Annotated in this window: 12 protein-coding genes; 6 read left to right on the top strand and 6 right to left on the bottom strand. The window is 36.2% G+C overall.

All coding sequences use genetic code 11. The annotated features are described in order from the left end of the window. Positions 1-538: 538 nt before the first annotated feature. The 5 genes from DS031_RS16360 to DS031_RS16340 form a co-directional block, all read right to left on the bottom strand. On the bottom strand, positions 539-1,708 hold the full coding sequence (locus DS031_RS16360) for a Gfo/Idh/MocA family protein (protein ID WP_113807142.1): 1,170 nt from the start codon (positions 1,706-1,708) through the stop codon (positions 539-541). Between the two features lie 22 nt (positions 1,709-1,730). Next, positions 1,731-2,894 (bottom strand): Gfo/Idh/MocA family protein, encoded by a 1,164-nt coding sequence (locus DS031_RS16355; protein ID WP_113807141.1) that lies wholly within the window; start codon positions 2,892-2,894, stop codon positions 1,731-1,733. Between the two features lie 34 nt (positions 2,895-2,928). Continuing rightward, positions 2,929-3,852: a sugar phosphate isomerase/epimerase family protein gene (locus tag DS031_RS16350; RefSeq protein ID WP_113807140.1), complete on the bottom strand. Its 924-nt coding sequence runs from the start codon at positions 3,850-3,852 to the stop codon at positions 2,929-2,931. A gap of 247 nt (positions 3,853-4,099) precedes the next feature. Beyond that, positions 4,100-4,954: a helix-turn-helix domain-containing protein gene (locus DS031_RS16345; RefSeq protein WP_113807139.1), complete on the bottom strand. Its 855-nt coding sequence runs from the start codon at positions 4,952-4,954 to the stop codon at positions 4,100-4,102. 386 nt (positions 4,955-5,340) lie between these two features. Continuing rightward, the gene (locus tag DS031_RS16340; RefSeq protein ID WP_113807138.1) at positions 5,341-6,555 is read right to left on the bottom strand and encodes a Ger(x)C family spore germination protein; all 1,215 of its coding nucleotides are present in this window, start codon (positions 6,553-6,555) and stop codon (positions 5,341-5,343) included. A gap of 340 nt (positions 6,556-6,895) precedes the next feature. Here DS031_RS16340 and DS031_RS16335 point away from each other — a divergent pair, with 340 nt between their 5' ends. Further along, the gene (locus DS031_RS16335; RefSeq protein ID WP_113807137.1) at positions 6,896-8,002 is read left to right on the top strand and encodes a GerAB/ArcD/ProY family transporter; all 1,107 of its coding nucleotides are present in this window, start codon (positions 6,896-6,898) and stop codon (positions 8,000-8,002) included. Between the two features lie 85 nt (positions 8,003-8,087). Here DS031_RS16335 and DS031_RS16330 read toward each other — a convergent pair whose 3' ends face one another. After that, positions 8,088-9,212 (bottom strand): ROK family transcriptional regulator, encoded by a 1,125-nt coding sequence (locus DS031_RS16330; protein WP_113807136.1) that lies wholly within the window; start codon positions 9,210-9,212, stop codon positions 8,088-8,090. 220 nt (positions 9,213-9,432) lie between these two features. Here DS031_RS16330 and DS031_RS16325 point away from each other — a divergent pair, with 220 nt between their 5' ends. The 5 genes from DS031_RS16325 to DS031_RS24505 all read left to right on the top strand — a co-directional run bounded on the left by DS031_RS16325 (position 9,433) and on the right by DS031_RS24505 (position 14,724). Then, a complete protein-coding gene (locus tag DS031_RS16325; RefSeq protein ID WP_113807135.1) occupies positions 9,433-10,209 on the top strand; it encodes an SDR family oxidoreductase in 777 nt (258 codons plus the stop codon). A gap of 44 nt (positions 10,210-10,253) precedes the next feature. Continuing rightward, positions 10,254-11,777, top strand: coding sequence for an FGGY-family carbohydrate kinase (locus DS031_RS16320; RefSeq protein WP_113807134.1), 1,524 nt, complete (start codon positions 10,254-10,256; stop codon positions 11,775-11,777). A 64-nt stretch (positions 11,778-11,841) separates the two neighbouring features. Then, entirely contained in the window at positions 11,842-13,188 is a 1,347-nt protein-coding gene (locus DS031_RS16315; RefSeq protein ID WP_113807156.1) for an MFS transporter, read from the top strand. 427 nt (positions 13,189-13,615) lie between these two features. Further along, entirely contained in the window at positions 13,616-14,206 is a 591-nt protein-coding gene (locus DS031_RS24510) for a GerAB/ArcD/ProY family transporter (RefSeq protein ID WP_113807133.1), read from the top strand. A 17-nt stretch (positions 14,207-14,223) separates the two neighbouring features. Next, the gene (locus DS031_RS24505; RefSeq protein WP_113807132.1) at positions 14,224-14,724 is read left to right on the top strand and encodes a GerAB/ArcD/ProY family transporter; all 501 of its coding nucleotides are present in this window, start codon (positions 14,224-14,226) and stop codon (positions 14,722-14,724) included. Positions 14,725-14,880 lie beyond the last annotated feature (156 nt).

The following is a 14,880-nucleotide window of genomic DNA, read 5'->3' as shown; positions in this document are numbered from 1 at the left end:
GTTAATTAGTTACAATTATAATTATAGGACAATAGATAATGAGTGTCTTTGCATTAAGAAGACCTTTTTTTATACTTTTAAGACATAAGATAAATCAAGAGCCTAACTCAATACTTCTTAACCGCCCTATAAATATTAAATACAGACTGATAAAAAGGAAATAAGTTTAATTTTTTCTAAAAAACAAAAATATAAATAACGTACGATTAATTGCAATTATAGGACATATCATAAGTGATGTCTTTATATTATAAAGACATGTTTTTGTACTTTAGAGACAGACAATGAAAAATAAGGTGCATTTCCCCTTTATAAATCTTTAATTTTATATAAAAAAGAACCTGGGCTTGAAACCAAGTGACATTTAGAAAAAATATCACAAGACACCCAGGAGCACTTCTTTTATTTTTTAATAGCGTTACAGTTCTTTACTCTCCAACTGCTAAATGATTCGCCGCCATCTACATCTTCCATCTCCTTTGCAAAACGAGTATAAAGGTTAGATCATGCTTCAAATAAAATTCATAAGATAAGTTGTCTATCCCTCACTTTTCGGGAAATCAATAGGGAGCGGCTCTGGTCGCTTAAACGTACTTTCCACATGATAAAAGCAGCCTTCTTTTGCAGATTTAAGTAATCCTTCCATTACTTCTAAGGAGTGGAAGCCCATTTTTCCGCTTGCACGTTCTTCTCTTTGATCCCTAATCGCATATACCATATCGACAAGACCGATGCCGCGGCTGTTCTCTTTATGGCTTGTTTCATTAAATGGATGAATCACTTCGACCTTTTCCCATTCACTAAATGGTCCTTTTCTCGGTAGTCCTTTCCACCTATAGTTCTCTTTTGTTCTTAAAAGAACAGAACCCCCAAAAAGATTAGGCCCGTCTAATGGATCAATATCATTGATGCAAATCGTCCCTTCTGTTCCATAAATCTCAATTCTAGGAAGCTCTGAATCCCAAACATCAAAACTAGTAATAATCGTTCCAATGGCACCACTCATAAATTCAAGATTTCCTGTTATATGAGTATCGACTTCAACTTTAATCGTTTGCCCTCGTCTAGGCTCACTTTCAATTGTTCTTTGATCAAACGTTCTTCTTGACATCGCACAACAGCTTTTCACTGGACCAAGCAGCGATAAGAGCGCTGTAATGTAATAAGGACCGATATCAAGCAAAGGACCACCACCTTGTTTATAGAAAAAATCCGGGTTTGGATGAAACCATTCTTGACCATGGCTTACAACGAAAGCACTTGTGGCAATCACTTCTCCTATTCGGCCTTCATCTATGATTTTTCTGCAGGTTTGCAGACGGCCGCCTAAAAAAGTATCAGGCGCACAACCTACATAAAGGTTTTTCTCTTGTGCCAAAGTAATAATTTCTTCCCCTTCTTTCAGGGTTGCTCCTAATGGTTTCTCAGTATAAACATGCTTTCCAGCTTTTAGCGCCTCGATTGTTAGCTCGGCGTGAACTTCCGGAACAGTTAAGTTAAGAATAATATCGATTTCAGGATCCTTTATTAGTTCTCTGCTTGTGGCATACGCCTTTGGAATATGGTGCTGATTTGCCTTCTTACGCGCTTTTTCAAGATCTCGTCCTGCACAAGCGGTTACGTTCACAATGTCATACTTCTTTAAGTTATTAAAATAAACATCACTAATATCTCCAATTCCCAAAACACCCACATTAAACTTTTTCATTGTTAATTAGTCCTTTCAAATGTTATTGATATTCTATCCATACAGCACCGTTGTCAGCGGAACGAACACAGTTTTCTACCCAGCGAACACCTGCCACACCCGCTTCAATGCCGGGATACCAACGATCAAAAGCTTCGCCGCGGTCTGCCGCTTCCATCGCCTGCGCAAAGCGAGTATAAAGATTGGACCATGCTTCAAATAAGCCTTCAGGGTGCCCGCCGCCAATGCGGTCATCTTTTAATGCTTCCGGATATAAATAGTCCATGCCGCGTTCTAAGATTTGGACCGGCTTTCCTTGTACTTCATAGCGGAGCTGATTAGGCTGCTCATCCCACCAGTCAATACTCGCTTTTGAACCAATCACACGAATCTTTTGTCCATGCATCGAACCAGCATTAACGCAGGAAGACCATACAGTTCCAATGGCACCGTTATCATATTCCATAATTGTATAGGCATTGTCTTCAAGCGGTGCGCGACTTTTCACAAAGCTTTGTCGCGTGCACATCAATCTTTTAATTTTCATATGCGGCAGCATTACCTCTGATAAATAGAGCGGATGTGTTCCTAAATCACCGAGCACATAGCTTGGACCTGCCATTTTCGGGTCAACACGCCATTTCGTACTCGCATTTTTTTCTTCTACCGCTTCAGAGTGAAAACCATGGGCAAACTGCATATTTACAATGCGTATTTCTCCCAATTCTCCGTTTGCAATCATCTGACGCGCCTGCTCAACTGCCTGATGGCCGGAATACCCGTATGTAACGCCAACAACACGATTCATCTTTTTCGCAAGAGTTTCCAGCTCTTTTGCCCCTTCAGTCGTAAAGCATAACGGCTTTTCACATATAACATGCAAACCAGCGTTTAGCGCCGCTTTACAAATTTCATAGTGCGTACCGTTTGGAGTCGCGATTGAAACCGCTTGAATGCCATCTACACGCTTCGCTTCTTCTGCAAACATTGTTTTGTAATCAGGATAGCAGCGCTCCGGATCGACATGTAAATTAACGCCAAAGTCTTTCCCGCGTTCAGGGTCAATATCAAATGCTCCGGCAACTAATTGAAAATTATGATCACGAAGCGACGCCGAACGATGAATATATCCAATTTGACTGCCCCTGCCACCGCCTACCATCGCCCAACGTATCGGATTTTTTACATTTTTTTCTCCATTAATCATCTTTTATCCCCCTTTATTCAAAATGGATGTACAATCAATAGCCAACACTTTTTAAGTAGTTCACACTTTGCTTTACATCTCGTAAACTCGTATCTGAATTCCTGGGATCACGTTCCTGTTCAATCGTGATATAGCCGTGATAATCGATCTCTTTTAACAAGCGATGAATGGCATTATAATCAATAATCCCCTGTCCAATTGGGCACATAACTCCTTTCGCGCAGGCATCAAAAAAGCGAATGTCCTCTCTCATCACTTGATGATACATTTCAATATCAATATCTTTAAAATGGATATAATCGAGTCGACCTGCATAGTCTTTCAACCACTGCACAGGGTCCATTTTTGAATAATACAGATGCCCTGTATCGAGGCAAAGCCCTGCTGTTTCATAAGGAATGTCTTCTATTAATTTCTTAATTTCATCTTCAAATTCAATATAGCCGCCGGCATGAGGATGGATGACGGGGCGTACTCCATACTGATGCCACGCAAGCTGTGAAAGAAGACGAATATGTCTCATCATCTTGTTCCAATCCCCGTCAGATAACCTTTTTGCTCGCTCAGGATGGCCAGCATTGTAATCCCTTTCATCATGCCCCCAATCAATGATAACCAAAAAAGGTGGTGAATACCGTTTCCCTTTTTCCAATTCGGAATTAGGAAGTTTTGTTATTAAAGAACAAATATCATCTACCTGTTTTAATAAATTTTCTAAATTACCCTCTGAAACGAGGTCATCAAAAATAGTCCCAGCAATAATACTCAAATCATTTTTAGCTAGTTCTGCCTGTACTTTCTTAATATCCATCGGTATATAGCCATATGGCCCGAGTTCAATTCCTTTATAATCGGCTTGTGAGGCCTCTTTTAACACCCGCTCCCATGGTGGAAGAAAAGGATTTTTCGGATCATCAACACCCCAGCTGCAGGGAGCTCCTGAAATTATAATACTCATGTAAAACACCTCCGAAATTTATACTTTCATTATAAATTCAGACGATATTAAACGCTTTCATAATCTTGCTTAATTTAAGCACCTTTTTCTTCTATATAAATAAAAACTTTCACTATTTTGTTTTTATCGAAATTTTTAGGATCATTCATGCCTAATATGGAGAGAATTGAGAGAAAAATAAAAAGCAATCAGTTTATCACCATTGCTTTTTTTGAAGAATGTTATCTATTTAGTAAGGGTTTTACTTTTACTTTTCAGTCCATAACTGACGATATTTTTTAGGAGGCATACCAACTGTTTTTGAAAAAAGGGTCGTAAAGTAACTAATATTATCATATCCTACTCGACCAGCAATTTTTGTGATACTATCATTTGTATTAATAAGTAAGGACTGCGCTTCTCCAATGCGGCGTCGAATTATATATTGAATAGGCGAAAAGCCAGTTGATCTCTTGAAAACATGAACCAAATGATAGGAACTTATGTGAAATCTTTTAGAAAGGCAATCTAATGTAAGATCTTCGAGATAATACTCATCAATATAAGATTTTATATTACTTGATAATACCGATTCTTCTGACTCCGATAACATGAAGTTCTCCTGTGGAATTTGTAAAATGAGCGTAATAAGCGCACGGATGAGATAACTGCACATTTCTTCTGCCCCATGTTTTTCCTCAGAAATTTGTGAATACATTATTTCCAGCAATGATTCAATATCTCGTGCATACTCCCCACTGTGTAAAACATAGGAATGTTCTTTTGAAACTAAGTGGTTTCTTGGTAATCCAGTTAGCTTAACATCGGTCACTCCGCAGCAAAAAACGCTCATCTTTGTATCTGTATTTGCATATTCATCGTGAAGAACACCGGTATTATATATTAAAATATCCCCTTTACGTGTTTTATAATGCCGATCCCCAATCATATGAAGGCCATTTCCTTCTTTAATAAAAATGATTTCCATCACATCATCATGCATATGCATCGTTCGAGGCAGCCTTGTATAAGTATCATCAACATTACAAATATAGAGCAATTTAGGAATTAAACCATTTTCAAAGCTAGGCTTTAAGTCTTTTTCAACAAAATATTGAGTCATTATTTACTCCCTCCAACAGCTTAACTGAAGTATCCAAGCAATCCAACATCTATTATAAATTCTAATTTATAAAACAAAAAAGCGCATCACTTCTTATACAAGTAATGCACTGATAATACTAAAGTAGAATAATTTGAGAAACCGTCTTGTTGTGATCGTTGGCAATCGTTCGAATCGTTCCATTTTCTAAACACCCACAATGTTTAGGTAAGAAATTACAAACACCAATCGAACGAATGAAGAAATATATTAGAAAAAAAGCTTTAAATCAACATTTTTCGATTTTGTTTTAAATCGAATTAAGCCGATATAAAAAGTACTATGAGAAAAAGTATGAGTTTGTTTAACTTATCAAAGATATATTAGCTTGATCTGAATTTTTAACATTATTTCTCCTTATCTTTTCCTGTTTCTTCTAAGAAGGAATTACCAACGGTACCCGTACGTCGAATATGAGCATCAACCTCTATATTGACGGTTATTTTTTTAAATGTTTCACCCCAATTCGTTTTTAGCTTTTTCCATTCTTTAGGGTTGGAACGATGAATTGCCTCACCAAAGCCAAAAATGTCGACTCCTTCTTCTTTTGCTTTTTTAACAGATTCCTCTATATTATTTTTAATAACCTCTGATAACTTTTTATCAAGTTCTTCAATCGTTTTTGTTTTTGTTAAATCAATCTTGCACTGCACTTCACCGACATTAGCTTCAACGAAAAGATCGACCTTTATTTTCGGTTTTCCATTTTCTACTTCTCCTGTGACATCCGGCTTTGTGCGAATGACTTCCAGTACTAAATTACCGCCCTTTGAGCACTTCACTTGCTCAACAGTGCTTTGTACATGCCCTACAACATATTGAAAGCCTACGCTTTCTTTTTCATTTAACCAGCTGATAAGCTTATCATTTTTAAACATCGCGATGGTTGAATAACGAAGTGTTGCAGGTGAGTTCGTACTTTCAACATTTTTTTGCGTTTTTCCAATCGCTGCATCCCCAATCAATCTGACACCTGTTAAAACAGGATGCTTTCCATCACTAACAATATCTGCAATAAGCTCATCTAATGCGATTGAAATGGTCGGCGCCCATACTTTTTCTGATACTTCTAATGAAGAAAAAAGCTTATTGGCAGAGATATCCTCACCATGTGCCAAAGTTTTAACAACTTCTTCTGCACGACTTTCTCTTGCTACAATAATATAAAAGTCAGTACGCAGCTCGTGATCACGTGATAAGAAATCAAGCAATTTGTTAATGCCAACCTCTTCTGCAAACTCTTCGCTAATAACTACCATACGAAGATGAGCAAAATAAAGTTTTCTCGGTGAAATGGTTGACATTTTCCGAATCGCTTCAAAAATCGTATCCGCGGTTTCTGTATATACTGTGACAGGCGTCCGATTTGTCGCTGCTTCCTGTCCAGCTACTTCACCTGGATTTACAACTTGTGCAGAAAGAAGAAGGCCATCTTCGCTTTTATCAATACCGATTGCTGTTGTAATTGCAAGCTCATTTAATTCCTTGCGGCTCCAACATCCAGTTAGCATACTTATAACTAGAAGTACTATGGCAAGTAAGAATATATATTTTTTCACCATGTAAATGACTCCAATTAGATTGATGTTCCAATCACTTATTCCTTTGTTATAACATCTGCATGGAATTGTCCGTCTATGCAAACAAAATTATTTATCGTATGAATTGTAATCATTATGATCAACTAACTTAAATACTGGTTTAAAGCTGAGGTTTCCATAACTGATCTTGTCGGAAGCAAAAAAACACCTTAATCTAGTAGTGATTAAGATGTTTTCAGTTTAACAAACTAACCATTTAGTTAAACTAAATACATAAATAAAACAAATAACAAAAGTGAATACATTAATCTTCTAACAAGAACAAGGCAATAATAGTTAATATAAAGGTAGGAGAGGAAAAATGGTTGAGAAAGAAAAAATATCTGTCCATCAATTTATGATATCAGTGACTCTTTTTACAATTGGAACAACCATCTTAATTGCGCCAGCCACTGTAGTAACCGAAGCAAAACAAGATGGTTGGATTTCTGCAATACTCTTTACAGGAATAGGTTTATTATTGGTATTATTCTATAATACTCTAGGAAACATTTTTCCAAATATGACGTTGGTAGAACTAAGCATTAAGCTTTTAGGAAAGTGGATAGGTAATATGGTTGCTTTTATCTATGTTTCTTTTTTCTTATACAGTACTGCAGCACTATTATTTTATGTTGGGAATTTCTTGACCACACAAATGCTGCCAGGAACACCAATTCAATCGATTATCATTCTTTTGACAGGGATTTTGATAATGGGGGTTTACTATGGAATTGAAACCTTAGCTCGTTTTGCCGAAATTGTCTTCCCTTTCATTGCATTGCTTTTTCTTATTTTAGTCATAACGATTTCCCCACAAGTCGAATTTCAAAATATTCAGCCCATATTTGAAGGAGAGATCAAATCTATACTGCATGGGGGGCTGTTCTATTTTAGCAATACGTTTCTAATGCTTATAACACTCTTAATGATCTTTCCCACTCATATGAATGAACCAATAAAAGCTAAAAAAGCGTTTATTTTTGGATCATTGATTGGAGGAATTATACTTATCATTATTATTCTTTTAAGTATTTTAGTTCTTGGTCATTATATTACTTCAACACAAGCATATCCAAGCTATACATTATTTAAAAAAATTAGTATAGGAAACTTTTTGGAGCGTATAGAAGTCGTTATGGCTACGATATGGTTTATTACAATTTATTTTAAAATGACAATGTATTTTTATGGAGCTGTTTTAGGTCTTACCCAAATGTTAAAGTTAAATAATTATCGGCCGCTGCTTCTTCCTTTAGGAATGTTTTTAGTTCCCTTTTCCTTAGTGATATATCCGAATACAGCCTATATGCAAACATTTGAAACGACCGTTTGGATTCCTTATTCCTTTACTTTGGGGTTATTCCTACCATTGTTATTATTTGGAGTAGCCATATTTAGAAAAAACGCGCTAAGTAAAAATACATAAATGTGTAATAAAAAATTTACGTAAGATGATCCTTGTGGGAAGCAAAAAAACACCTTGATCTAGTAGTAATCAAGATGTTTTCAGTTTAAATGGCATTCAAAAATGATTGAACAAACGGGATCGCAGCCCCGATAGGAACTCCATTTGCAGGTGAACCGCTCATATAAATAAATGGCTCATTATTTGGAAAGGCAGTCTTTTCATTCACTTTTTCATGAAGAAATGCAATATCTTCTTCCTTTAAATAAGGTGCTAAATGGCCGCCTAAAATAAATTCCCGGTTTATAACAAGGTGGATATTGTTAATTGAAAAAGCGAGCTGATCTAAAAAGGCGTGCCACCTCTTTACATATGAAGCCGTTTTAGAACGTACTTGTTCAAAGAAAAACTCTAATGATTCATCTTCTTCTAAAAGCGCACTAACAGAGCTGTATGTTTCCATACATCCTTTTTTTCCGCAGTAACATGCCGGGCCATCAGGATTAACGGTCATATGCTCTACCGTACCGCTATGTCCCTCTTTTCCCATATAAATTTGATTATTTATAATAATGGCACCGCCAAGATGTGTACCAATCGATAGATAGACAGCATCTCCAATATCATTTCTTACCCACAGCTCTGTTGTTGCTGCACATTTTGCGTCATGTAAAAACATGCATGGATAATTGAGATGCTGTGAAAAAACACCAATATCTAATCCTGTAGAAGTCAATATTTTTCCGTACGTTATTTTTTGTCCATCATTTGATGTTAATCCTTGTACCGCAAAACCAACGCCAAGAACCTGCTCTTTTTCCGCATTAAGTGATGAAATAAAAGCTTCAACAGCCACACTTACCTCTTTGTAATAACTATCTACATTGGAATACTCAATTGATAGTACCGTTTTCTCAAAAACACTACCACGCAAATCGATCGCTACAATTTGAACGGTCTTTTTTTGAATTTCTACCCCAATGCTAATCCGAGCCTGAGGACAGATCGCATAAGCAGCGGCGCGCCTGCCAACAGAAGATTCAAACTGCCCGCTCTTCTCAATTAACTTTTCCTTTTCCAAGCGCACTAAATTTTGCGTAATCGTTGGTAAGCTCAACTGAAGTTGGTTCGCAATTTCCTGTTTAGAAAGTTTCTCATTTTGATAAATAAGATGGTAAATTGCTGAGTAATTACTTTTTTTTATATCTTTAAATGTGATGTTGTAATCCATGAAAATACCTCATTTTATAAAATATTTTTATAAAAATTCTTTATTTAATTTCCGTTTAAAATATATCACAGAAGCGGAGTCAACAACAACTTTGGCAAGATTTATTTTGCCAATTTTTTATTTTGTTCATGTTGACTGCTGAAGAAAAAAGATTTATTATGTAAATATATTTTATAAAACTATTTTACAAAATAAATTAACAAAAAGGAAGGTAATAAATATGGGAATTATTGAAAAAATGAGACTAGATGGAAAGAAAATTTTTGTAACAGGCGGGGCACGGGGGATTGGTAAAAGTGTTGCAACCGCTTTTGCTGAAGCAGGAGCAGATATCGCAATTGTTGACTTAGATTTAGAAGAAGCAAAAAAGACAGCACGAGAACTTGAAGAGAATAATGGAATTCAATCAATTGCGATCAAAGCAGATGTAACAAACCCGGAAGATGTTAATGCGATGATCGAACAAGTACTCGAAACTTTTGGTCGTTTAGATGTTGCTTTCTGCAATGCCGGAATCTGCATGAACATTCCAGCAGAGGAAATGACGTATGAACAGTGGAAGAAAGTCATTGATATTAACCTTTCCGGTGTCTTTTTAACAGCGCAGGCAGCTGGAAAAGTGATGTTAAAACAAGGCGGCGGTTCAATTATTAATACAGCGTCAATGTCAGGACATATTGTTAATGTGCCGCAGCCGCAGTGTTCTTACAATGCTTCTAAAGCAGGAGTAATTCAGCTGACAAAATCTCTCGCAGTAGAATGGGCAGCACGAAATGTACGCGTAAATTCGATCAGCCCAGGATATATCGGCACAGAACTGACATTAAATTCTCCAAGCTTACAGCCGTTAATCCAGCAGTGGAATGAAATGGCACCGCTTGGACGAATGGGTAAACCAGAAGAACTTCAGTCTATTTGTGTGTATCTTGCAGGAGACACAAGCAGCTTTACGACAGGCTCTGACTTTGTAATCGATGGTGCGTTTACTTGTATTTAATAGACTAACAGAATCTTGCTTTTAATAAACAAGGAGGTTATTCGATGGACTATTTACTGGGAACAGATATTGGAACGTCTGGTACGAAAACGATTTTAATGGATACAGAAGGCAATTTAATCTCTCAAGATTTACAAGAATATGATGTTTTAACCCCAAAACCTTTATGGGCAGAGCAGTGGCCGGATGTATGGCTCGACGCGGCAAAAGCTTCTATTAAAAATACAGTACAAAAATCAGGTATTGCAGCAGAAAACATTCGCGGCATCGCGATTAGCGGTCTGTATGGAGGTTCTGGAATTCCATTGGATGAAAACATGGAACCTGTTAGACCGTGTATGATTTGGATGGACCGCAGAGCAGAAGAAGAAACAAAATGGGTACTAGATCATATTGGCGAAGAAAAACTTTTAGACATTACTCATAATGGCGCTGACCCTTACTATGGCTATACGAAAATGCTTTGGATGAAAAATCATGAGCCGGAAAACTGGGAGAAAACAAAACTGTTTCTACCGCCAAATGATTATGTGATTTATAAGCTTACTGGAGAAATTGCGATTGATTATTCTTCTGCAGGAAACATCGGCGGTATTTTTGATATGAATGAAAGAACATGGTCGAAAGAAATGATGGATGCAATGGAAATTCCGCTATCAATGATGCCTAAAAAAATCGTGGAATCGACAGATATTGTCGGTGGATTAACAAAAGAAAACGCAGCTGAATTAGGTCTTTCTGAAGGAATGCCAGTAATCGCAAGCGGAATTGACTGCGGTGCTGCCAATATTGGTCTCGGTGTATTTGAATCTGGTATTTATGCGGCGGCAATTGGAACTTCGATGTGTGCAGCCTTAATTTCCGATAAGCCAGTGAAAGGAAAAGGTTTGATTGTTTGGCCATATTTATATGATGCGAAAAGACTTTCCTATTATTTCGCTGGAGGCGCAACAGCAGGAGCAATTGTGAAATGGTTCCGACAAACGATGTGTCAATTTGAAATTGAAACAGAAAAATCCGGCGGAAAAAATGCTTATGATGTTTTAAATGAACAGGCAGCACAGCTTCCGGTTGGAAGCGAAGGGCTGATTGTACTTCCCTACTTTATGGGAGAAAGAAGTCCTGTTTGGGATTCTGATGCAAAAGGAACGATCGTTGGGCTTTCATTAGCACATACAAAAGCCCATATTTACCGCGCATTTTTAGAAGCGGTTGCATTTTCATTACGAGATGCGATGGAAGCTACCGGAGAAAATCTAGGTGAATACATCCTGCTTGCCGGTGGTGTAACAAAGTCAAAGCTGTGGAGACAAATTTTCGCTGATGTAACCGGCTATCCAGTTGTCTGCCCGGTACATGATGTAGAAGCAAATATGGGAGACGTGATGCTTGCCGGAATCGGAACTGGCCTTCTCTCTTATGAAGATGTGAAGAAGTGGCAGGTTTTAGATGAAAAGATTATGCCAAATAAAGAGAATCATGAAAAATATAATGACTATTACACTGTTTACAAATCTGTATATAAGAATTTAAAGCATGATATGGAAACGTTGACAAAACTTTCTTAAACATAACTTGGAGCTAATGCTGAAGCAGAATAATCCAAAATTGCTTAAAAAGGATATGATGCAAATGAATAAATTTAAAAAAAGAATAGGATATGGAGTTGGCGACTTAGGATGCAACCTCGTATTTAGTACAATGGCATCTTATTTAATGTTCTTTTATACGGATGTCTTTGGAATAACAGCCACAGCTGCAGGTACTTTAATGTTAGTAACAAAAATAATTGATGCTTTAACAGATACCGGTATGGGAGTATTAGTTGATAGAACGAAAACGAAATGGGGACAAGGCAGACCCTATTTTCTTATCGGGGCCATTCCCTTTGCTGCATTTACTGTCTTGACATTTATTGTTCCAGATTTCAATATGACGGGAAAAATTATTTGGGCTTATGTTACTTATTGCTTGTTATGTACTGCTTATACAGTAGTAAATATTCCATTAAATACGATTGTACCAAGGCTAACCTCCGATCTCCATGAACGAAACTGGCTAGTATCAACTAGAATGATTTGTGCGTTAATTGGAACCGCTTTAGTAATGTCCATTACGATGCCGCTGGTAAATTTCTTCGGCCAAGGAGATACACAAAAAGGATTTTTAATTACGATGAGCGTTTATGGTATTGCAGCAATGTTATTGTTTGTATTTACCTTTATGAATACGAAAGAGGTTATTCCACCGTCCGTCCAACCTGGGAAATCTTCTTTGAAACAAGATTTAAAAGGGTTAACGGACCAAGCGTTTATTTTCTTTATCTTGAATTTCCTCTATTTTGCTCTTTTTGTTATTAGAAATACAACCGTGATCTATTATTTCACGTATAACCTGGGACGTACGGATTGGCTAACGTTTGTAGGGCTATTCGGTATTCTCGCTGGACTGCCAATGCTTTTACTTTTACCTTGGCTTCAAAAGAAGATGCCGAAGAAAAATGTACTGTTTTTAAGTACTGCCATTTATATTGTTGGAGATTTACTAATTTATTTCGGAAAGACATCACCCGTTTTACTTATTGCAGGTCTGACTATTACCGGTCTTGGTATTTATGGCATCTTTGGTACCACATTTGCTATTCAACCAGATGTCATCGATTATTCAGAGTATAAAAAGAATAAAAGTATTTCTGGTATGATTGCTGCTTTTCAAGGTTTTTTTGTAAAAGGAAGCATGGGACTGGCAAGTGCTTTTATTGGAGTGCTTCTGAGTATGGGTGGTTACGTTCCAAATGCTACACAAACAGAAACTGCATTACAATTTATTGAAATAAGTTTTATTTGGACTCCATTGGCTATTTGCTTGTTGATTGGAATTGCAACATGGTTCTATAAACTAGATGATAAAAGGGCAGAGATGAGCATAGAGCTTGAGCGACGTCGTACATTACCAAAACAAAATGTTGTAAACCTTTAATAAAGTTGATTCGTAAAGTAGACAAAAGAAATAAGTTAAATTTCGGTGACAATCACTTGAAATATTATCTATCAAACAATTTTAATATCCCCCTTTTTATAGGACAAACAGCCTTCATTTTTAAAAATGGAGGCTGTTTGTTATTCATTATTCATTATATTCAGTTAGATAAAACATGAAATTTCAAAATGATGAACCTCCCCTCCCTACCGCTTTGCGCTTGAGGAAGGGGACTTCTGGCTGAATGTCGTTAAATTAAAAATGATATTTTTGACTCTCAAAAAGCTAAACTTTCGAAAGATCAAACTGCTTTTTTAGGCAGTTAATGAGTTTAAACAAGTAGATATTTTGCTAAACTGAATATAGAACTCATACAAATAACAAAAGTAAATACATTAATCTTCTAAAAAGAACAAGGAGTGGAAAAATGATTGAGAAAGAGAAAATATCCACCCGTCAATTTATGATATCTGTGATTCTTTTTACAATTGGAACAACCATCTTATTTGTGCCAACCACTGTAGCAACCGAAGCAAAACAAGATGGTTGGATTTCTGCAATACTCTTTACAGGAATAGGTTTATTATTGGTATTGTTCTATAATGCTTTAGGAAACATTTTTCCAAATATGACGTTGGTAGAACTAAGCATTAAGCTTTTAGGAAAGTGGATAGGTAATATGGTTGCTTTTATCTATGTTTCTTTTTTCTTATACAGTACTGCAGCACTATTATTTTATGTTGGGAATTTCTTGACCACACAAATGCTGCCTGGAACACCAATTCAATCAATTATCATTCTTTTTACAACCATTTTAATGATGGGTGTTTACTATGGAATTGAAGTCTTAGCGCGTTTCGCCGAATTTGTAATCCCTTTCGTTTTATTGCTTTTTCTCATTTTAGTCATAACCATTTCCCCACAAATAGAGTTTCAAAATATGCAGCCCATATTTGGAGAAGATATCAAATCTATAATTCATGGGGGATTTTACTCTATTTTAACAATACTTTTCTAACGCTTATAACGTTATTAATGATCTTTCCCTCTCATGTAAACCAACCAATAAAAGCTAAAAAAGCGTTTATTTTTGGGTCAGTTATTGGAGGAATTATACTTATCATTATTATTCTTTTAAGTATTTTAGTTCTTGGGCATTATATTACTTCATTACACCAGTATCCAAGCTATGAATTATTTTTAAAAATTAATATAGGAAATTTTATTGAACGTATAGAAGCTGTTATGGCTACAATCTGGTTTATTACAATTTATTTTAAGATGACAATGTATTTTTATGGAGCTGTTTTAGGTCTTAGCCAAATGTTAAAGTTAAATAATTATCGACCATTGATTCTTCCTTTAGGGATGTTTTTAATTCCCTTTTCCTTAGTAATATATCCAAATAACGCCTATATGCAAACATTTGAAACAACCGTTTGGATTCCTTATTCCTTTACAATTGGTATATTCCTGCCATTGTTATTGTTTGGAATAGCTATCTTTAGAAAAAACATGCTAGGTAAAAGTACATAAGTTTGTAATAAAAAGTTTTCGTAAAATGACCTTCTCGGAACCAACAAAACACCTTGAGCTAATAGTGATCAAGGTGTGCTGGTTAAAAATAATGCTTTGGAAACATAGAAGTTGATTTACTTACTATTTTTTTGGATTATGAAGCGATACATATCA

Source organism: Bacillus taeanensis (genome assembly GCF_003318295.1).
Taxonomy (GTDB): Bacteria; Bacillota; Bacilli; order Bacillales; family UBA6769; genus Maribacillus; species Maribacillus taeanensis.
The sequence above is the reverse complement of the archived record's forward strand: the minus strand, read 5'-3'. Positions and strand labels throughout refer to the sequence as shown.